Genomic DNA, 20,793 nt, shown 5'->3' with positions numbered 1-20,793 from the left:
CACGTGAAACATGGGACGGCGAGGCCGTGCCACCCGTGAGCAGGGCGAGCACAGGCGGGGTTCAACGACAGGCTGTGAGCCATCCGAGCGCTCGTGCTGATTGGTGCACGGTGGAAAGGGAACTGCTCCTGGCATGGCCGTGAACGAGAGCTTGGACCACGACGAGGCCCCTGTGCTGGAGGCGCTGGAGCGCTACCACGACGTCGATGAACTCGCCTTCACCCCGCCCGGCCACAAGCAGGCCCGCGGCGCGGACCCCCGGGTCAGGAAGGTGCTCGGCGACGCGGTGTTCCTCGGTGACCTGCTCGCCAACGGAGGCCTCGACGACCGGCTGAACCGCGGCAACGTCCTGGCGCGCGCCCAGCGTCTGATGGCGGACGCCGTCCACGCCGAGCACACCTTCTTCTCCACCTGTGGCAGCTCCCTGTCGGTCAAGGCGGCCATGCTGACGGTGACCGCGCCGCATCGCCGTCTGCTGGTCGGGCGCGACGCCCACAAGTCCGTCATCGCGGGGCTGATCCTGTCGGGGGTCGAGCCCGTCTGGGTCAGTCCCGCCTGGGACCCCGATCGGCACCTCGCGCATCCGCCCACGGCCGACTCGTTCGAGGAGGCCTTCGCCGCCCACCCCGACGCCGACGGCGCGCTGGTGACCAGCCCTACGCCCTACGGTTCGGCCGCCGACCTGCACGGCATCGCCGATGTGTGCCACCGGCGCGGCAAGCCCTTGATCGTCGACGAGGCGTGGGGCGCACACCTGCCCTTCCACGACGAGCTGCCGGCCTGGGCGATGGACGCGGGCGCGGACATCTGCGTGACCAGCGTCCACAAGATGGGCAGCGGCCTCGAACAAGGCTCGGTCTTCCACCTCCAGGGCGACCTCATCGACCCCGCGGTCCTCGCTTCCCGCGCCGACCTGCTGGGCACCACAAGTCCCTCGGTCCTGCTCTATGCGGGTCTCGACGGCTGGCGGCGCCAGATGGTCAAGGACGGCAAGCGACTCCTCGACGACGCACTGCACCTCGCCGCCCGCACCCGTGCGGCGATCGAACGCGTCGATGGCCTGCACGTCGACGGCGCCGCCGACTACTGCGGTCCGGGGAGAGCGGCGGATTTCGACCCGCTGCCCGTCGTGATCGACCTCTCCGGCCTCGGCACCACCGGCTACCGCGCCGGGGACTGGCTGCGCGCCCACCACCACGTCGACATGCACCTCTTCGACCATCGCCGGATCAGCGCCCAGCTCACACACGCCGACGACGCCTCCACCGTGGGGCGGCTCCTCGACGCACTGCGCGATCTGGCCACGCACGCCGAGGAGCTGAAGGACGTGCCCGGGGTGACCGTGCCCGACCCGGCCGGGCTGCGCATGACGCAGGCGGCGCTGCCGCGTGACGCCTACTTCGCCTCCTACGAGGACGTCCCCGTGGAGGACGCGGCAGGGCGTGTCGCCGCCGAGATGATCACCCCGTACCCGCCCGGGATTCCCGTCGTCCTGCCCGGCGAGCGACTGACCGAACCGGTGCTGACCTATCTGCGCTCGGGGGTGCGGGCAGGCATGAACCTTCCGGACGCCGCCGACAGCGGCCTGCGGACCGTCCGGGTCACCGCGTGAACGAGCAGGAGCACGGATATGAGGGCGGGCGCATGAGCAGGGGCGAGCGCATGGATGCCTTCACCGATCTCCTTTCCCCACCCATGTACGTGGTCACGGCGGTGGCGGAGGACGGGCGGCGCGCGGGGTGCCTGGTCGGCTTCGCGAGCCAGTGCTCCCTGCAGCCCGTGCGGTTCGCCGTATGGATCTCCAAGGCCAACCACACGTACCGCCTCGCCCGGCAGGCCCGCACCCTCGCGGTCCACCTCCTGCCGCGCGACCGGCACGACCTCGCCGAGCGCTTCGGCTCCCTCTGCAGTGCCGAGACGGACAAGTTCGCCGGCCTGAAGTGGCACGAAGGGCCGGACGGAACCCTCGTCCTGGACGACGCCCTCGCCTGGTTCGCCGGTCGCGTCCATGACCGCGTCGACGGTGGCGACCACGTCGCCTTCTTCCTCGACCCGATCGCCGTCCACGCGGTGGGGGCCGGAGGGCGTGCCCCGCTCTCGCTCCACGACGCGAGCGACATCACTGCCGGACACCCCGCCTGAGCGGACAGGCTCTCAGCGCTCAGCAGCGACGCAGATCTCATCAGCGACGCAGATCACTGCCTGAGCGGGTGTGCCCCTGCTGAGCGGGGCGGTAGTCTCGTACGAGCTCAATAAGTTACCGCTTAGTAATAGTCGGGCGTCCCCGCCTGTCCGGGCGGGCGCCCGCTCGCAGATTACATCTACGTCCATCAGCCCCACCGGGACCGGTTCGAGGAGCCCCCATGCAACTCGCCGCGATCGTCGTTTCGCTGACACTCAGCGCGGTCGGCATTGCATTGTTCGTGCGCGCCTTTGTGCATTTCTTCCGCTTCTTCCGGCTGGGTGCGCCGCTGCCGGAGAACGCGAATCGTCTGGACAATCCGTGGCAGCGGAGTGTGACGCTGGTCAAGGAGTTCCTCGGCCATACGCGGATGGCCCAGTGGGGACTGGTGGGCTTTGCCCACTGGTTCGTCGCGCTGGGTTTCTACACACTGTTCCTGACGATCGTGAACGCGTACGGGCAGCTGTTCCACCCGGACTGGACGCTGCCGGTCATCGGCGGCTGGCTGCCGTACGAGATGTACATCGAGTTCATCGGCACCGGCACCACGCTCGGCATCGTGATCATGTTCGTGATCCGGCAGCTGAGCCTGCCGACCCGGCCGGGCCGCAAGTCCCGCTTCGCCGGATCGAACCGGACCCACGCCTACTTCGTCGACATCGTCATCTTCCTCATCGGTCTCTCGGTGATGGCGCTGCGCGGACTGGAAGGCGTGCTGCACCACGCGGACTACGGCCCGGACAACTACGTCTCCTACGGCTTCACGCTGCTCTTCGACGGCCTCAGCCACTCCGGCGTGGAGACCTGGGTCTACTTCTTCGCCATGCTCAAGCTGAGCGCGTCCTTCATCTGGATGATCACGGTCAGCCTGAACCTCGACATGAGCATCGCCTGGCACCGCATGCTCGGCTTCCCGAACATCTGGTTCAAGCGGGAATCCTCCGGCCGCACGGCCCTGGGCGCGCTGCAGCCGATGGCCTCGGGCGGCAAGCCGATCGACTTCGAGGACCCGGGCGATGACGACGTCTACGGTGTCTCCCAGGTCGAGCAGTTCTCCTGGAAGGGCCTGCTGGACTTCTCCACCTGCACGGAGTGCGGGCGTTGCCAGTCGCAGTGCCCTGCCTGGAACACCGGCAAGCCGCTCTCCCCAAAGCTGCTGATCATGTCGCTGCGGGACCACTCCCACGCCAAGGCGCCCTACCTGCTCGCCGGTGGCGGCAAGGACATGGAGGGCAACGAGAAGGCGAGTGCGGAGCAGCTCAAGGACGTGCCCGCCGCCGCTCTCGCCGAGGCCGAGCGCCCCCTCATCGGCACGGCCGAGGAGAACGGTGTCATCGACCCCGATGTCCTGTGGTCCTGCACCACCTGCGGTGCCTGCGTCGAGCAGTGCCCCGTCGACATCGAGCACATCGACCACATCGTCGACATGCGCCGCTACCAGGTCATGATCGAGTCCGCGTTCCCCTCCGAAGCGGGCACGATGCTCAAGAACCTGGAGAAGAAGGGCAACCCCTGGGGCCTGGCCAAGAAGCAGCGCCTGGAATGGCTCAAGGAACTCGACTTCGAGGTGCCGGTCGTCGGCAAGGACATCGAGGACCTCACCGACGTCGAGTACCTGTACTGGGTCGGCTGCGCCGGCGCCCTGGAAGACCGCGCCAAGAAGACCACCAAGGCCTTCGCCGAGCTCCTGCACATGGCGGGCGTCAAGTTCGCCATCATGGGCGGCGACGAGAAGTGCACCGGCGACTCCGCCCGCCGCCTGGGCAACGAACCGCTCTTCCAGCAGCTCGGCCAGGAAAACGTCATGGCCCTGAACATGGCCTTCGGCGAAGAGCTCGACGACGACGGCAAGACCACGCCCGAATCGGCCAAGCCGAAGAGCGCGAAGAAGATCGTCGCGACCTGCCCGCACTGCCTCAACACGCTGGGCAACGAGTACCCCCAGCTCGGCGGAGACTACGAAGTCATCCACCACACCCAGCTGCTCCAGCACCTCATCGACGAGGGCAAGCTGATCCCCGTCACCCCCGTCGAGGGCCTGATCACCTACCACGACCCCTGCTATCTGGGCCGCCACAACAAGATCTACACGCCCCCGCGCGAGATCATGGACAAGGTCCCCGGCCTGCGCCAGCAGGAAATGCACCGCCACAAGGAACGCGGCTTCTGCTGCGGCGCCGGCGGCGCCCGCATGTGGATGGAAGAACGCATCGGCAAGCGCATCAACACCGAACGAGTCGACGAAGCACTCAGCCTCAACCCCGACATCGTCTCCACCGCCTGCCCCTTCTGCCTCGTCATGCTCACCGACTCCGTCAACGGCAAGAAAAACGACGGAGCCGCCAAGGAAAGCCTCCAAGTCGTCGACGTCGCCCAACTCCTCCTCGACTCCGTCAAAACACCGGTCGACGACACCACGGGTGAGACGGCCGGGGAAGAGGCCACGGAGCACGAGCCCGCCACGTAACACTGGCGTCGGGCACCCCGTTCCACGAGACAGGGCCGGAACCGCACTGTGCGGTTCCGGCCCTGTCTTTCTGCCTGTCCGGGGCTTCTGCCTGTCCGGGCTTTCTACCTGTCCGGGGCTTCTACCTGTCCGGCTACGCGTCGAAGTCGAGCCCGACGTGGTCCGACACCGGACGGGCCTGGCACGGCAGGGTGTACCCCGCGTCCTGTTCCTCCTGGGTGAGCGCGTGGCGCCGGGCGAGCACGACCTCGCCGTCGACCACCCGCGCCCGGCACGAACCGCACAGGCCGTCGCGGCACGAGTACGGGGTCTCCGGCCGGTGCCGCAGGACGGCCGCGAGGAGCGAGGGGTCCTGCGGGGTCATCTCGGCCTCGGTGCTGCGGCCGTGCAGCCTGGCCGTGACGCGGGCGCCGCCACCGTCGCCCGCGGCCGTGTCCTCACGGATCGCCATGGACTGGTCCGCCGGGTCCGTCGTGAACAGTTCACGGCGTACGCGGGAGGGGGCGGCGCCGAGTTCCCGCAGGACCTCGTCCGCCGACTCCACCAGGCCCCAGGGGCCGCAGAGGTAGAAGTGCGTGCGGGCGTCGCGCGGTTCGGCGCCGAGCCCGGCCAGCAGGCGCGGCAGCTTCGCCGCGTCGACCCGGCCGGACAGCACCTCCGACTCGCGCTCCTCGCCGGACAGCACGTGCAGGACGAAGAACCGGCCGGTGTGACGGTCCTTGAGGTCCGCCACCTCCTCGGCGAGGAGGGTCGAGCGCGCCGTGCGGTTGGCGTAGACGAGCGAGACCTTGCACCGCGGGTCCCCGTCCAGGGCGGCGGCCGCCATGCTCAGGAGCGGGGTGATGCCGCTGCCTCCGCCGATCAGCACGTGGTGCGCGCCGGGCCGGTCCGCGAGCGTGAAGCTGCCCTTCGGCGGGCCCGCTTCCAGGGTGTCGCCCGCGGCGAGCCGCGTGACGGCGTACTCGCCGAAGCCGCCGGGACCCAGCTGTTTGACGACGATGCGCAGTGTGCCGGGCGGCGCGGAGCCGGGCGGGCGGCAGATCGAGTAACTGCGCCGGATCTCCTCCCCCGTGCCGGTGCCTGTGGCTGTACCCGCGTCCGCGCCCGCGCCCGGGGTGCCGAGACGGTGGCGTACGGCGATGTGCTGGCCGGGACGGTGGGCGAAGGTGGCGGCCAGCGCCTCGGGGACGCCGAGGGTGATGGCCACGGCGGTTTCGGTGAGCCGGTCCACGCGGAGCACCGGCAGCGCGTGGAAACCGGTCCCGGCCGGGGCGGGAGTGCGGAGGGCAGGAGTGGCGGGGGCAGGGGTGGCGGGGCTCTGCGTTCGCTCCATGAGGGTACGGACAGCTCCGTCTCGTGGTGTCATATCGCCTTCATGTGACCGAAGGTCTCCCGGCAGGAGAGACACACCAGCACGGACTGGCAGCGCGTCGCCCCGAACGGGCTCTGCGGCCGGGTGGCCGTCGAGCCGCAGTGCGGGCAGGCCACGCCGGTGCCGAGCCGCAGGTCGAGCGGTGCGGTCCGGCTGCCCGGCGGTGAGATGCCGTTCTCGGCGAGCTTGCGCCGCCCGTCGGCCGTGATCCAGTCGGTGGTCCAGGCGGGCGCGAGGACGGTCCGTACCCGCCCGTCCGGATGCCCGCAGCGGGCGAGTTCGGTCCGGATGTCCGCCACGATGACGTCCATGGCGGGGCAGCCGGTGTAGGTGGGCGTGACGGTGACCTCCACGGTCCCGTCGGGGCCCGCCGTCACCTCGCGTACCACCCCGAGCTCCCCGAGAGTGATCAACGGCAGCTCCGGGTCGGCCACCGCGGCGACCCGCTCCCGTACCTGCTCCGGAGTGAGCCGCTCGGCCGCCGACCGCTCGGAGGTCGGCCGCTCGGAGGCCGGCCGCTCGCGCACCGCCGTCACCACGTGCCCCCGGGGTACTGCCGGTGCACCGCCTGGAGTTCGGCCACCAGCGGCCCGAACCCCTCGGTGTGCAGGCCGTCCCGGCCGCCGCGGGCGTGCCAGGTGGCCTTGGGCAGGGTCAGCCCGGCCCGGTCGAGGACGCCGCCGACGGCCGCGTCCCACTCCGCCCGCAGCCCCGCCGGGTCCACGGCGACACCGTCCGCCACGAGCCGTGCGGTCACCGCGTCCGTCGCGAACAGCTCGGCGGTGTACGGCCAGACCTGGTCGAGGCCCGCCTGCATCCGGCGGTGGCTCTCCTCGGTGCCGGTGCCGAGCCGGACCGTCCACTGCTCGGCGTGCGTGCAGTGGTAGGCCGACTCCTGGACCGCCTTTCCGGCGAACCCGGCGAGTGCCTGGTCCGCGGAACCGGTGAGCGCGGCGTACAGCAGCCTGGTTTGGTGGGCGAGGCAGAGCTGGCGCGCGAGGGTGAGCGCGTAGTCCCCGTTGGGGATCTCCGCGAGCAGCACGTTGCGGAACTGCCGCTCGGTGCGGGTGAACGCGAGGGTGTCCTCGTCGCCGTGTCCGGTCAGCTCGGCGGAGTACGCGAGCAGGGTGCGGGCGTGGCCGAGGAGGTCGAGGGCGATGTTCGACAGCGCCAGGTCCTCCTCGATGGAGGGCGCCCTGGTCACCCAGGCGGAGAGCCGCTGACAGAGGATCAGGGCGTCGTCGCCCAGGGCGAGTGCGTACCGCGCGGTGTCGCTCTCCAGCGCGGCGGTGTCCCGCGGCGCGGCGGTCTCCGGCGACGTGGCGGTCTCCGGTGACGTGGCGGTGGTCTGCGAGGTGGCGGTGGCCTGCGGTGCGAGCACGGTCTCAGTGGCCATGGTCGCTGCCGCCCGCCGGAGCCGCGTACTGCTCGGAGAGCCGGTACGGCTTGCCCGTGCCGTTGCTGAACATCGGCTCCTTCTCGTCCGGCGCGGTGGCCCGGATGTCCGAGGAGCGGACCACCCAGATCGACGAAGGCTCCCCGCGCCGCGTGTACAGGTCACGGGCGTTGGCCATCGCCAGGTCGGCGTCGGCGCCGAGCACCGAGCCGACGTGCTGGTGGCCCAGGCCGCGGCGGGTTCTGACGAAGACCTCCCACGGCGTCTCGGCTCTCGTGCTCGCGTACGTACTCATCACGGTGTCCCCCTGCTCTGGCCGGCGGCCGGCGCGGTGCCCCGGGCCGCCTCGTGTGTGTCCCGTCGCGCCGCGGCCGCACCTTCGGCCCGCCCGGCCCGCTCGGCCTGTTCCGCCTGTTCCGCCTCGCGACGGGCGGCCGCGACGGCGGCCTCCCGTACCCACGCGCCGTCCTCGTGCGCGGCGACCCGGTGCGCCAGGCGCTGGCGCGCGCACTGGGAGTCGTCCGAGAGCACCTCGCGGTACTGGTCCCAGCTGACCGGCGTGAAGTCGTAGTGCCCGCGTTCGGGGTTCCAGGCGATGGCCGGGTCGGGCAGGCTCAGGCCCAGCTCCTCGGCCTGCGGCACGCAGATGTCGACGAACCGCTGGCGCAGCTCGTCGTTGGGGTGGCGCTTGATGCCCCAGGCGATGGCCCGCCTGGTGTGCGCCGCCCCGAAGGCCGCGGCGCGGTCCTTGCTCGCCGGGGTGTCCGGCGGGCCGAACATCAGCGCCACGGCCGGCAGCCACCAGCGGTTCACCGCGTCCTGCGCCATCTGCCGCTGCTCCGGTGTGCCCTGGCACAGTGCGCGCAGGGAGTCGAAGCCCTGGCGCACGTGGAAGGTCTCCTCCTGGCAGATGCGCAGCATGGCGCGGGCGTACGGCCCGTACGAGGTGCGGCACAGTGGCACCTGGTTGATGACGGCGGCGCCGTCGGTGAGCCAGGCGATGGCGCCGGTGTCCGCCCAGGTCAGCGCCGGGTGGTTGAACGTGCCCGCGTACCGCTGGCTGCCGTTGTGCAGGGCGTCGAGCAGCTCGCCGCGGCTGACGCCGAGGGTCTGCGCCGCCGCGTAGAGGTAGAGGCCGTGCCCCGCCTCGTCCTGCACCTTCGCCAGGAGGACGGCCTTGCGGCGCAGCGAGGGGGCGCGGCCGATCCAGGCGCCCTCCGGCTGCATGCCGATGATCTCCGAGTGGGCGTGCTGGCCGATCTGCCGTACGAGCATGCGGCGGTAGCCGTCCGGCATCCAGTCGTGCGGCTCGACCCGTTCGTCGTCGCGGAGCAGCTCCTCGAAGCGCTCCGCGAAACGCTCCTCCAAGTGCTCGGCGGACGCGGTGTCCGCGGTCACGTCAGGCCTCCCGTCCGGTGGAGACGGGCTCACGCGCGGTGCCCGCGGCCGTGGCGGCGGACGGCTCGTCCCGCTCCTGGAGGCCGCTCAGGAAACGCGTGTGGAAGCGGCGCAGCGGGCCGGGCGCCCACCAGTTGGCCTTGCCGAACAGCGCCATCAGCGACGGCACCAGGAGTGCGCGGACGAGGGTGGCGTCGATGATGACCGAGACGGCCGTGCCGTAGCCGAGCTGCTTGATGAAGATCAGGCGGGACAGTACGAGGGCGCCCATCGGGATGCAGAAGAGCACCGCGGCGAGTGTGACCGTGCGGCCGACCTTCTCCAGGCCGCCCGCGATGGCCTCGCGGTCCGGCAGCCCGTGGTCCACGCCCTCCTTGATGCGGGAGAACAGGAAGACCGTGTAGTCGGTGGACATCGCCAGGGCCACCGCAAGCAGGATGATGAGCATCGTCGGCTGGAGCGCGCCCTGGCCTGTGAAGTCGAACAGGCCCTCCAGGTGGCCGTCCTGGAAGACCAGGATGAGCAGGCCGAGGGTGCTGGCGAGGGTGAGCAGGTTGGTGATGACCGCCTTCAGCGGGAGCACCACGGAGCCGGTCATCGCGAAGAGGATGAGCAGCGTGGTGATCGACATCAGGGCGATGCTCAGCGGCAGGTGGTCGCCGAGGCTGCTCATCATCGCGTCGTAGAGCGCGGTGTTGCCGGTGGTCACGGTCGGGTACGGGGCGTGCACGGCCTGGACCGCGTCCAGGGTGTCCTGGGCGTCGAGCGACAACGGGGCGTCCTTGAGCGCCAGTTGCGTCTCCCACATTCCGTCGCCGATCGGGCGGGGCTGCGTCACGGCGGCGACGCCGTCGAGACCGGCCAGCTGCTCGCGGTAGGCGGCGAGCTTGGCGCCCGCCTCCTTCGGTGCCTCGGAGATGAGGTGGACCGGCGACTGGAGCGAGCCGGGGAAGTCCTTCTCCAGCGTCGCGTACACCCGGCCCGCGTCGGAGTCCGCGGGCATCGAGGCGGAGTCGATGCCGGTGAACTTGATGCCGAAGGCGGGCAGGGCGAGGACGACGAGCACCGCGCTCGCGGCCACCGCGGCGCTCACCGGGCGGCGCATGACGCCGTGCGAGAAGCGGTACCAGCGGCCGCCGGACTCGTTGCCCGTGCCGTGCTCCTGGGTGCGCTGCCAGCGCTTGGGCGCCCACTTGTTGATGCGTCCGCCCAGCGCGGTGAGGAGCGCGGGGAGCCCGAGCAGCGCGAAGAGCAGTGCGCCGAGGGAGGTGGCGATGCCGGCGATGCCCATCGTGTAGAGGAACCGCTGCGGGAAGACGAGCAGCGAGGCCAGCGCCACGGCGACGGTCAGGCCGCTGAACAGGACGGTGCGGCCGGCCGTGCGCATGGTCCGGCCGACGGCGTCGAGGGTCTCGTGGCCGGCCCGCAGCTCCTCGCGGAAGCGGGAGATGATCAGCAGGCTGAAGTCGATGGACAGGCCGATGCCGAGCGCCATCACCAGGTTGAGGGCGAAGATCGAGAGGTCGAGCACGGTCATCACCGCGCCGAGCACGCCCAGCGCCACGGCGATGGAGACGAGGGCGCCGCCGAGCGGGATCAGCGCCGCGATCACGCCGCGGAAGATGAAGAGCAGCAGGATCAGCAGGATCGGGAAGGCGAGCGCCTCGGCCTTGCCGAGGTCCTCGCTGGAGATCGTGCTGGCCTCGACGTTCGAGGCGGTCGGGCCGCCGAGGGTGACGCCGTCGGCCAGCTTCTTGTCCGCGTCGAGGGCGTCCTGGGTCGCGGTGACCGCCTTGGTGACGGCGTCGCCCGGCGCGAATCCCTTGACGGAGGCGACGAAGTAGGTGCTCCGGCCGTCCTTGCGCACCATCGCGGGGTTCTTGGCCGAGACGTAGTCCTCGACGCCCGTGACCTCCGGCCGCTTCTTGATCAGGTCGACCGCGCGCCGCAGCCGCTCCGGCCGGTCGGCGGAGCGGGGGTCGACGGGCTTGTCCAGCTCGACGAGAACGACATAGCCCTGTTCGAGGCTGGCGCCGGTGGCCTTCTCCACGTCGCCGAGGACCTGGACGGCGGCCGATTCGGAGTCGTCGTAGTCGTCCACGCCCATGGTCATGGACTTCATCTGGGATCCGCCGCCCGCAAGACAGACGAGCGCGAGAAGCCCGACGGTCCAGAGCAGACGCCGCGGTCCCCTCTTCAGCAGGTGCAACAGCCTTTCGAACACTTCTCAAACTCCCTTTCGCGGGGGGGGGCGTGACAGGGCTGAGGGCGGGACGCCCCCGTGGGTGATGAGGTCGCGGACCGGCCGTGCAATCCACGGCAGGGCTATGGGGTACGCCACAGCGTCTTTCTCGGGGGGCGAGGGATTGCGGGGGCGGTGTCCCGGACTCTTCTGATGTGCGTGCCGCTTCGGTGCGCGGCCCCGTGCCGTTCTCCGTACCTCTGCCGTGCCCCTGCCGTACCTCTTCGCAGTACCTCTGCCGTGCCCCTGCCGTACCTCTTCGCAGTACCTCTGCCGTACCGCCCCCGAGCGCCCCGCCGCGCGCTCGCGGCGGCCACCGTCTGCCCGCCTGTCCAGGAAGGACCGCGCCACCATGTCTTCTGACGTCCGCGCACGCGCTGCCGCGCCGCCCCCCGAGGGGGACGACGGCGGGGATCCCGCGCTGCGGCCCTGGCTGTCGGCGCTGCGCGAGCTGGTGCCGATGCCGGAGAGGTACCGGGAGCTGCGGGTGGGCCGGGACGAGGCGCGTGCCCTGCTCGGCTGCAAGGACGAGCTCCTCGACCGGCTCGCGGAGGGCGGCCTCGCCCACGAGGGCTCCGGCGCCGAACTCCGCTTCGACTACCACGACTTGGCGAACACGGCCCTGTACTCCGGCGCCGTCGCCAGCGTCCCGCTGGCCGGGCAGCGGATGATGCTCCGGTTCGCCTCGGGCGCCCCCGACACCTGGACCCCGCCGCGCCACTGGACGCTGGACTGGCGGCTGCGCTGCCGCGAACCCCGGTGTCCCGGCGGCACCTGGCGGATCGCGCTGCCCACGCCCGAGGTGTTCGGCGGCGGCATCGACGCGCTGGAGTGCGACAAGGCCGCCGTGCACGAGGACGGCGCGCTGGTCGTGCGCGACGCCGCGTCGCTGCGCCTGAGCGGCCGGGTCACCACCTCCGGGTGGCGCGCCCCGCTGCTCTCGGCCACCGCGCGGCGCCACTTCGACGCGCTGGTGGGCGAGTTGCGCGACGGTACGTACCGCTTCCAGTGGATGCACCCGCTGCTGCGCACCGACCCGGCCGCGACGAAGCGGCTCGGGATCATGGACTGCACGGTCTGCGCCCTGGAGCTCCAGCGCCGGGCGGCGGCGGACGGGCTGACCACCCGGACCCGGCGCGGCCGCTACCTGGGGGTGCTCGACGCCGAGCACGCCTGGTGCGAAGTCCTGGACGAGGACGGCGTGTTCAAGCCCGTCGACCCGGTCTTCGCGGTCCTCTCCGAGCGGCACAGGCCGCCCCACGAGGAGTTCTCCGACTTCTGCGCCGGCTCCGTCCCGAGCCGGTTCCTGCCCTGGTCCGTGCCGGCCGGCGAACCGCTGGCCGTGCACGACTGCCCCGTCGGCGACGGGTCCTGGGACAACACCTTCAGCGGCACCACAGCGAAAGGCAACGCATGAGCACCGTACGGGAGATGCTCGTCGAACTGACCGGCATGACGGAGTTCGGCGGCGAGATCGCCGACGACGCCGACCTCAGCACCAGCGGGGTCGACTCGGGTGACCTGGTCCGCCTGGTCCTGCTCATCGAGGAGCGCACCGGCGTGGAGGTCACGGCGGAGGACATGGACGGCCTGTCCTCCATCGCCGACTACGAACGCATGATCACCACCCGCCGTGCGGCGGCGGGAGCCGCCTGATGTGGCTCTCCCAGGTCCTGCACCGCAACCAGCAGTGCTTCGGGGACCGCACGGCGCTGATCGACGCCGACCGTTCGCTCACCTGGACCGAGCTGGCGGAGCGCACGACCCGGCTCGCCCGCGGTCTCGCGGCGCGCGGCGTCGCCAAGGGGGACCGGGTCGCCGTCCTGTCCCTGGACCGCGTCGAGGTCATCGAGTCGTACTTCGCGCTGGCCAAGCTCGGCGCGCTGTTCGTCCCGCTGAACCACAGCCTGACGGCGCCCGAGGTGGCCGACATGGTGCGGCGCACCGGGGCCGGTGTGCTGCTCGGTGAGTCCGCGCTGCTGGCGCGCCACCCCGATCTGCCGGTGCGCCTCCGGCTCGCGGTGGACGGTCCGGAGTACGCGGAGCTCACCGCCCCGCGGGCCGAGGGCGACGGCGCGGAGGACTTCCGGCTCCCGGACGTGGCCGACAGCGACCTCGCCGCGATCCTGCACACCTCGGCCACCACCGGCCGGGCCAAGGGCGTCACCGTCGACCACGGCTCGTTCCGCTCCATCTCGCTGGGCTGGCTCGCCGTGGCGGCGCCGTCCGACGACATGGTGCTGGTCAACTGCTGCCCGCTCTACCACGGCAGCATGACCGTCATCCTGACCTACCTGGCGGCGGGCGCCACCGTCGTACTGCTGCCGGGCTTCACACCGCAGCGGGCGCTCGCGGCGATGGAGCGCCACCGCGCCACGCACGTCTGGCTCGTCCCGCAGATGCTCCGCTTCCTGCTGCAGAGCAAGGCCATGGCGAGCACCGGCCTCGGCTCCCTGCGCGAGGTCCTGTACGGGGCGGCGCCGATGCCCGTCGAGGTGCAGGCCGAGGCCGCCGAGCGGCTCGGCTGCGGCTTCCGGCAGGTGTACGGCATGACCGAGGTGGGCGGCCCGTTCGCCACTCTCGGCCCGGCCGACCACCTCGCCGCGGGCCCCGGCGCGCTGCCCGCGGGCCGGGTCATCCCCGGCATGTCGGTACGGGTCCTCGACGACGCGGGCGCGGAGCTGCCGCTCGGCACCGTCGGCGAGATCACCGTGCGCGGCCCCGGGCTGATGCGCGGCTACTGGAACAACCCGGCCGCCACCGCCGAGATCACCGTCGACGGCTGGATCCGCACCGGCGACCTCGGCCTCCTCGACGAGAGCGGGCTCATCCGCCTCGTCGACCGGCGCAAGGACCTGATCCTGCGCGCCGGGCAGAACGTCTACCCCGCCGAGATCGAGCGCGCGCTGCTCACGCACCCGCTGGTGCGCGACGCGGCCGTGGTCGGCGTCCCGGACGCGGACTACGGCGAGGTCCCGAAGGCGTACGTCGTCACCGGACCCGCCGATCCTTCGGACACCGCGGCCGACGAGGCGCCCGCCGTCACCCGGGCCGAGCTGATGGCCCACCTCACCGAACGCCTGGCGCCGTACAAACGCCCCCGGCATCTGGAATTCATCGACCAAGTGCCCCGCAGCCCCGCCGGAAAGATCCTCAAAAAGCTGCTGCGCGCCTGAGCCGGAAGGAAGGCCATGACCAGCGCACCGACGCTCGACCTGCGCTACACCGCGGAGCGCACGCTCCGCGTCTCGGACGACACCGAGCTCTACTACGAGATCCAGGGGGACGAGGGCCCGCACCTCACCCTGGTCAACAACTTCTTCATCATCGCCCCGATGTGGCGGAACTTCACCGCCGAACTGGCCAAGCGGAACCGGGTCCTCACCTACGATCTGCGCAACCAGGGCGCCTCCTCGGTCTCCCCGGACATGACCTGGGAGGACCACGTCGAGGACCTGCGGGTGCTGCTCGACGGCCTCGGCATCGAGCGCACCCATCTGCTCGGCACCTCCGCGTCCGGGTTCATCTGCCGTGACTTCGCGGCCCGTTACCCCGAGCGCGTGGACGGCCTGATCCTGACCGGCCCGTCCTGCACGCCCGGGGACGGCGTCCGGCGCCGGGCCACCGAGCGCGCCTGCATCAACTCCCTCGAACTGGGCGGCACCCAGGCGCTCTGGGACCACCTCTACTCGGTCGTCTTCAGCGAGGCGGCGATGCGCGAGATGGGCGCCACCGGCTACCTCGGGCTGCGCTCCGCGTTCACCGCCATCCACCCGCCGGACCCGATGCTCACCAACCTCAAGTGCGCCACCCAGGTCACCGACGGCCCGGAACTCCTCGCCGCCATCAAGCAGCCGACCCTGCTGCTCCTCGGCGACAAGGACGACATGTGGAACGAGACGCTCGGCGCGGAGGCCGGGCGGCTCATCGAGGACTGCGAGGTCGAGTGGATGCACGACGTCGGCCACCTCCCGTACATGGAGGACGCCGACGGCTTCCAGGCGCGGGTCCAGCGCTTCCTCGACTCGCTGGCGGCCCGCGAGGCGGCCGTGGCCCCGCAGACCGGAGACCCGGCCGGCGGCCCCGCCGCCGACGAGACGGCCACCGGCGGCGTTTCCGCTCCGGTCGCCGGTGTCCCCGAGGGTGACGACGCGCTGCTCGCCGTCCTCTGCGCGCTGCTGCGCGAGATCGTCGCCGACCGGGCCGACCTGCCCGTGACGGGCCTCGCCGAGACGCCGCTGAACAGCATCGGCCTGGAGTCCTGGGCGTTCACCCTGCTCCTCGGCCGGATCGAGGAGCAGCTCTCCGTCGAGTGGGACATGGACGTCCCGCCGGAGGTCTTCGAGAGCCTCGCCTCCATCGCCGCCCATCTGCGCGCCCACCACAGCCCCGCCCTGCCCGACACCTCCCAGGAGTCCGCCAAGTGACCGCCACCACCACTCCCGCCGTCCACGTCATCACCGGGGCGACCGGCTTCGTCGGCGGCGCCGTCGCGCTGGAACTGCTCCAGCAGACCTCCGACCGCCTGGTGTGCCTGGTGCGCGGCGAGGACGACGAGGCCGCGACCCGCCGCCTGCACGACGCCCTCGGCCACGCCGCCGAGATGTACGACGTCCCCGGCCTGCTGCCCGCGATCCTTGAGCGCACCCGCGCGATAGCCGGGGACATCACGGACGAGGCGCTGCCCGAGTCCGCGAGCCGGTTCCTCGCCGCCGCGGGAGGCGTCGCGCCCGGCGCCTTCTGGCACGTCGCCGCCTCCCTCAAGTACGAGGACCGGCACGCCGACGAGATCAACCTGATGAACGTGTCCGGCACCCGCAACGTCCTCGCGCTCGCCAAGGCCCTCGGCGAGCCGGTGTTCAACCACGTCAGCACCGCGTACGTCGCGGGCAAGCGCACCGGCCTGATGCACGAGGAGTTCCCCGGCGACACCGAGTCGGCCAACAACGTCTACGAGGCCACCAAGACCATCGGCGAGCAGGAGGTCGCCGCCTCCGGTCTGCCGTGGCGCGTGCTGCGCCCCTCGATCGTCATCGGCCACTCCGCGACCGGCGCCGCCACCAGCTTCACCGGCATGTACGGCTTCGTCTCCTCCGCGCTGCGCTTCCGCCGCGCCGTGGAGAAGGAGTTCGGCAACCTGCTCCAGCACCGGCAGGTGCCGATCATCGCCGACCCGGACATCGAGTGCGACCTCGTCCCCGTCGACCTGGTGGCCAGGAACGCCGTCGCCATCGGCCGTACGGGGGCGCTGAGCACCATTTACCACCTCAACAACGGCGGTTCGCCGAAGGTCGGCGAGGTCATCGAGGAGGTCTTCGCGCTCACCGGGCTGCGCAAGCCCCGCTTCGTCTCCAACCGGGGGCTGCTCACCGCGATCGACCTGAAGCTCGACGAGGGCATCCAGTTCTACGCCTCGTACATGATCAACGGAAAGCGCTTCGACCAGACGAACACCGAGTCCGTCTGCGGCGAGGGCGCCCAGCGCTTCGACCTGGACCGCGCGGAGGTCAGCCGCTTCGTGCAGTGGTACCTGGACCGCATCGAGTCCGACGGCCGCAGCTCGGCACCGGCCCGCGCCTCCTTCGCCTTCAAGGCCACGCGCCGCCTTGCCACCACCAGCTGAGCACCACCGCTGAGCACCGCCCGTCGGGCACTGCCCACTGAACACCGCCCGTCGGGCACTGCCCGCTGAGCTCCACCGCTGAGCACCGACCGCGCCGACGGTGTCCCCCACCGCCGTCGGCGCCCGGTGCCCGCACCCGCCGTACGCCGCCGTACGCCGACCACCCACGCCCGAGACGCCGCACCCGTCTCCCGTCCCCTCCAGGAGAGGAGACCGCGCATGCACCTGCCCGACGATCTGCCCAAGCCCGGGAAGCTGTTCACGCTGGGTCTGATCACCCAGCAGGCCGCGAAGAAGTACCCCGACTCGCTGTTCTACCTGGACCGGCCCTTCGACCTCGCCCCCGAGCTCGGCCTGCGGCCGACCTACGCGCAGGCCGCCGAACTCGTCGAGGACACGGCCGCCCGGCTGTACGCCGCGGGGGTGCGCCCCGGCGACACCGTGGCCGTCTTCAAGAGCCACAACGCCGACATCCTCTTCCTCGCCTGCGCCATCGGCCGGGTGGGCGCGGTCCCCGCCATGCTCGCGCCCTTCCTGGAGTGGCCGACCGTGGTGACGATGATGAGCCGGCTCGCACCGGACCACTTCATCACCGACCCGGCCGTCCTGGCGCGCGCCGGGGAACACGTCGAGGCGCTGCGCGAGCACGCCCCGTCCGTCCTGCTCGCGCACGGCGAGGCGGCCGGGCTGCCCTCGCTCGCCACCACCGCGCCGGGCGAGGCACCGCCGTACCCGGACATCCCGGAGGACGCGCCCGCGCTGATCACGCACACCTCCGGCACCACCGGGGTGCCCAAGCTGGTCGCCGCCGCCCGCCGCGGCACGCAGCTGCCCATCAACACGCAGGCCAAGATGGCGAAGCTGCTGCGCTACCGCGAGACGTTCGCCATGTGCATCTCGTTCGTGCACGCCCGCACCTACGCGGCGCTCGCCACCGCGATGCAGCTCGGCGTCGGCATCGCCCCGCTCGCCGACGCGGACGTGGACAGCGTGCGCGAGGTTCTCTCCGAGTGCCGCCCCGGCTGTGTCGAGGCGCACCCCAACATGTACCTGCACTGGGAGGAGCTGGCCGGCATCCCGGACGGCCCCTTCGAGCGGGTGCGCATCTTCATGAGCACCTTCGACGCGATCCACCCGCGCAGCATCCGCACCCTGCTCGGCGCGAGCCGGCGGCGCTCCCCCCTGTTCATCCAGACCTACGGACAGACCGAGACCGGCCCGGTCACCATGCGGATCTACACCCGCCGCAACATCGAGAAGGCGGACGGCCGTTGCGTCGGCTTCGTCTTCCCCGGCATGACCAAGGCCCGCATCCGGCCCCGCCCGCAGGACGAGGGCACCCGCAACGGCTACATCCAGGCCAGGTCGTCCGGCGTCGCCCTCACCTACGTCGGCCAGCAGGAGCTGTACGACGAGCGGTGCGACGACGACTGGTGGAACCTCCAGGACATCGGATACAAGACCCGCTGGGGCTGTGTGCACCTGATGGACCGGGAGTTCGACCAGACGGACGGCCTGGAGAGCCTGCTGGCCGCCGAGGACTCCCTCATCGAGGCGCTCCCCGAGCTGACCGAGGCCGTCTTCGTCCGGATCGGCGACACCGTACGGCCCGTGGTGAGCACCCGCCGCGACCTGCCGCTCGACCGCGCCGCCTGGCGGGCCGCCGTCGCGCACCTGCCCGAGGTCGCGGAGCCGGTGCACGTGGCGTGGGAGCACATGCCGCACACCGCCACCTGGAAGGTGAAGCGGAACGTCCTCGCCGCCGGTCTGACGGACGGTTCGATTCCGGCTCTGGACGAGGTGCTGAGCTGAGATGACCACCCACCCCCTGCCCGTTCCGCTCCCCCGGGAGTGGACCACCGGCGCCGGCGTGCGCGTCGAGCGCGCCCGTACCGCCGTCGACGGCGAGAGCGCCCTGCGGGAGCTGGAGAACGCACTGGACACCCGCCGGGGCGCCGTCCTGCGCTCCGACTACGAATCGCCGGACCGCTACCGGCGGCACGCCGTCGGCTACAGCGACCCGCCCGTCGAGATCGTGCTGCGCGGGCTGCGCACGGTGGAGGTCCGCGCACTCAACGCGCGCGGCGAGGTGCTTCTGCCGGTGCTGCGCGCGGCGGCGCGGCGCTCCCTGCGCGAGGTCCGCGAACTCGCCGCCGACGAGCCGGGCTTCACCGGCCTGGTGCGCGCCACACCCGGCCAGGACATGTTCAGCGAGGAGGACCGGTCGCGCAGGCCCGGCGCCTTCGACTTCGTGCGGGCCGTGCGCGACGCGTTCTCCGGCCCCGCCGGGGACTTCCTCGGGCTGTACGGCGCCTTCGGCTACGACCTCGTGCTCGCCTTCGACCCCGTACCCCTTCGGCAGCCCGGCCGCTCGGACCACGACCGCGACCTGGTCCTCCACCTGCCGGACGAGGTGACCGTCACCGACCCGGTGGCGGGCACCGCCTGGCGGCACACCTACGAGTTCACGGCCCACGGCCGCAGCACGCACGGCCTCGCGCGGACCACACCCGCGCGGCCGTTCCGTGCCGGGGACCCCGCGGGCGCCCCGGCCGGCGACCACGCCCCGGGCGAGTACGCGGCGCTGGTGGACCTCGCACGGGAGCGGTTCCGCGCGGGCGACCTGTTCGAGGTGGTGGCCAGCCGCACCTTCGACCGGCCCGCGCCCTGCCCGCCCTCGGAGCTGTTCCGGGCCCTGCGCACCCGCAACCCCTCGCCGTACCAGATGCTGATGAACCTCGGCGAGGGCGAGCACCTGGTGGGCACCTCGCCGGAGATGTTCGTCCGGGTGCACGCCCGGCACACGGCCGACGGCACCGGCTGGCGCGTGGAGTCGGCGCCCATCAGCGGCACCGCGGCCCGCGGCCGCGACGCCCTGGAGGACGCCGAACAGGTCAAGGCGCTGATCGTCTCCGAGAAGGAGGAGGCCGAGCTGACCATGTGCACCGACGTGGACCGCAACGACAAGTCCCGGGTGTGCGAGCCCGGCACCGTCCGCGTCATCGGCCGCCGCCAGCTGGAGATGTACTCGACGCTGATCCACACCGTCGACCACGTCGAGGGCGTGCTGCGGCCGGAACGGGACGCGCTGGACGCCTTCCTCAGCCACATGTGGGCGGTGACGGTCACCGGCGCGCCCAAGCACGCGGCCGTCGCCTTCCTTGAGGAGCACGAGCGCTCCCCGCGCCGCTGGTACGGCGGCGCCGTCGGCCGCGTCGGCTTCGACGGCACCCTGGACACCGGCCTCACCCTGCGCACCGTGCACCTGCGCGACGGTGTGGCCCGGGTCCGTACCGGCGCGACGCTGCTCTACGACTCGGTGCCCGAGGCCGAGGAGCAGGAGACCGAGCTGAAGGCGAAGGCGCTCCTCGACGTGCTCGCCGCGCCGTTCGGCCCGGGGGCGGCCGGTTCCTCCGGTGCGGTCCGCGCGTCCGGTGCGGCGGGCGTGGTCCGTCCGGCGGGCGGGGGCCGCTCCGCGTACCGCCCGCGCGTGCTGCTCGTGGACCACCAGGACTCCTTCGTGCACACGCTGGCCGGCTACCTCCGGCAGGCGGGCGCCCGCGTCTCGACGTACCGCGGCGGCTTCGACAAGTCCCTCGTGACGGACGTCGATCCCGACCTGCTGGTCCTCTCGCCGGGTCCCGGCCGCCCCGAGGACCACGACACGGCGGGCACCCTGCGCGTCGCCGAGGACCAGAACATCCCGGTCTTCGGCGTCTGCCTCGGCATGCAGGCCATCGTGGAGTACCTGGGCGGGCGCCTCGCGGTGCTCGACCGCCCCTTCCACGGCAAGCCGTCGACGGTCTCGGTGGTGGACGGGGGCGGGGAGCTGCTGAGCGGCCTGCCGCCGCGGTTCACCGCGGGCCGCTACCACTCCCTGTACGCCGATGCCGGGGCGCTGCCGCCCGGCCTGCGGGTCACCGCCCGCTGCCCGGACGGGGTGGCCATGGCCGTCGAGCACGAGAGCCGGCCGCTGGCGGGCGTGCAGTTCCACCCCGAGTCCCTGATGACGCAGTTCGACAACCACGGACAGCTGCTGATCGGCAATGTCCTCGCGCGACTGGCACGGCGGCCGCAGCCCGCCGGCAGCGTGCCCTGTGTGTGAGCGCCCCC

16 protein-coding genes are annotated in these 20,793 nt (G+C 71.9%); 10 read left to right on the top strand and 6 right to left on the bottom strand.

Annotation, left to right across the window (positions count from 1 at the left end; all coding sequences use genetic code 11):
- Positions 1-133: 133 nt before the first annotated feature.
- From ACFVYL_RS16540 to ACFVYL_RS16530, 3 genes are all read left to right on the top strand, one after another.
- On the top strand, positions 134-1,612 hold the full coding sequence (locus ACFVYL_RS16540) for an aminotransferase class I/II-fold pyridoxal phosphate-dependent enzyme (protein ID WP_389716287.1): 1,479 nt from the start codon (positions 134-136) through the stop codon (positions 1,610-1,612).
- Positions 1,613-1,644: 32 nt separating this feature from the next.
- Positions 1,645-2,142, top strand: a complete 498-nt coding sequence (locus ACFVYL_RS16535) for a flavin reductase family protein (protein ID WP_389716284.1) — start codon at positions 1,645-1,647, stop codon at positions 2,140-2,142.
- A gap of 221 nt (positions 2,143-2,363) precedes the next feature.
- Positions 2,364-4,649, top strand: a complete 2,286-nt coding sequence (locus ACFVYL_RS16530; protein ID WP_389716281.1) for a heterodisulfide reductase-related iron-sulfur binding cluster — start codon at positions 2,364-2,366, stop codon at positions 4,647-4,649.
- A 133-nt stretch (positions 4,650-4,782) separates the two neighbouring features.
- On the opposite strand, the gene ACFVYL_RS16525 is transcribed toward ACFVYL_RS16530, so the two are convergent.
- From ACFVYL_RS16525 to ACFVYL_RS16500, 6 genes are read right to left on the bottom strand one after another with little or no spacing between them, the layout of a single operon-like run.
- Positions 4,783-5,982 (bottom strand): 2Fe-2S iron-sulfur cluster-binding protein, encoded by a 1,200-nt coding sequence (locus tag ACFVYL_RS16525; protein WP_389716278.1) that lies wholly within the window; start codon positions 5,980-5,982, stop codon positions 4,783-4,785.
- A 29-nt stretch (positions 5,983-6,011) separates the two neighbouring features.
- The gene (gene paaD, locus ACFVYL_RS16520; protein WP_389716275.1) at positions 6,012-6,548 is read right to left on the bottom strand and encodes a 1,2-phenylacetyl-CoA epoxidase subunit PaaD; all 537 of its coding nucleotides are present in this window, start codon (positions 6,546-6,548) and stop codon (positions 6,012-6,014) included.
- Positions 6,549-6,553: 5 nt separating this feature from the next.
- Positions 6,554-7,417, bottom strand: coding sequence for a 1,2-phenylacetyl-CoA epoxidase subunit PaaC (gene paaC / locus ACFVYL_RS16515; protein ID WP_389716272.1), 864 nt, complete (start codon positions 7,415-7,417; stop codon positions 6,554-6,556).
- Positions 7,407-7,712, bottom strand: coding sequence for a 1,2-phenylacetyl-CoA epoxidase subunit PaaB (paaB, locus tag ACFVYL_RS16510; RefSeq protein ID WP_389716271.1), 306 nt, complete (start codon positions 7,710-7,712; stop codon positions 7,407-7,409). Before paaB ends, paaC begins: the two co-directional genes overlap by 11 nt.
- The gene (gene paaA / locus ACFVYL_RS16505) at positions 7,712-8,815 is read right to left on the bottom strand and encodes a 1,2-phenylacetyl-CoA epoxidase subunit PaaA (protein ID WP_389716267.1); all 1,104 of its coding nucleotides are present in this window, start codon (positions 8,813-8,815) and stop codon (positions 7,712-7,714) included. Before paaA ends, paaB begins: the two co-directional genes overlap by 1 nt.
- Position 8,816: 1 nt before the next feature.
- On the bottom strand, positions 8,817-11,039 hold the full coding sequence (locus ACFVYL_RS16500) for an MMPL family transporter (RefSeq protein ID WP_389716265.1): 2,223 nt from the start codon (positions 11,037-11,039) through the stop codon (positions 8,817-8,819).
- Positions 11,040-11,409: 370 nt separating this feature from the next.
- Here ACFVYL_RS16500 and ACFVYL_RS16495 point away from each other — a divergent pair, with 370 nt between their 5' ends.
- The 7 genes from ACFVYL_RS16495 (at position 11,410) to ACFVYL_RS16465 (ending at position 20,785) form a co-directional block, all read left to right on the top strand.
- On the top strand, positions 11,410-12,474 hold the full coding sequence (locus tag ACFVYL_RS16495; protein ID WP_389716262.1) for a hypothetical protein: 1,065 nt from the start codon (positions 11,410-11,412) through the stop codon (positions 12,472-12,474).
- The gene (locus ACFVYL_RS16490; RefSeq protein ID WP_389716259.1) at positions 12,471-12,713 is read left to right on the top strand and encodes an acyl carrier protein; all 243 of its coding nucleotides are present in this window, start codon (positions 12,471-12,473) and stop codon (positions 12,711-12,713) included. Before ACFVYL_RS16495 ends, ACFVYL_RS16490 begins: the two co-directional genes overlap by 4 nt.
- A complete protein-coding gene (locus ACFVYL_RS16485) occupies positions 12,713-14,233 on the top strand; it encodes a class I adenylate-forming enzyme family protein (RefSeq protein WP_389716258.1) in 1,521 nt (506 codons plus the stop codon). The genes ACFVYL_RS16490 and ACFVYL_RS16485 overlap by 1 nt, the downstream gene beginning before the upstream one ends.
- 15 nt (positions 14,234-14,248) lie before the next feature.
- A complete protein-coding gene (locus ACFVYL_RS16480; RefSeq protein WP_389716256.1) occupies positions 14,249-15,484 on the top strand; it encodes an alpha/beta fold hydrolase in 1,236 nt (411 codons plus the stop codon).
- The gene (locus ACFVYL_RS16475; RefSeq protein WP_389716254.1) at positions 15,481-16,680 is read left to right on the top strand and encodes an SDR family oxidoreductase; all 1,200 of its coding nucleotides are present in this window, start codon (positions 15,481-15,483) and stop codon (positions 16,678-16,680) included. The genes ACFVYL_RS16480 and ACFVYL_RS16475 overlap by 4 nt, the downstream gene beginning before the upstream one ends.
- 219 nt (positions 16,681-16,899) lie before the next feature.
- Positions 16,900-18,492, top strand: coding sequence for an AMP-binding protein (locus ACFVYL_RS16470; protein WP_389716252.1), 1,593 nt, complete (start codon positions 16,900-16,902; stop codon positions 18,490-18,492).
- A 1-nt stretch (position 18,493) separates the two neighbouring features.
- On the top strand, positions 18,494-20,785 hold the full coding sequence (locus ACFVYL_RS16465; RefSeq protein WP_389716251.1) for an anthranilate synthase component I: 2,292 nt from the start codon (positions 18,494-18,496) through the stop codon (positions 20,783-20,785).
- The last annotated feature ends 8 nt before the right edge of the window (positions 20,786-20,793 follow it).

This window comes from Streptomyces sp. NPDC058308, from assembly GCF_042880275.1.
Taxonomy (GTDB): Bacteria; Actinomycetota; Actinomycetes; order Streptomycetales; family Streptomycetaceae; genus Streptomyces.
Note: the sequence above shows the minus strand (reverse complement) of the source record. Positions and strands in the feature narration are given on the sequence as shown.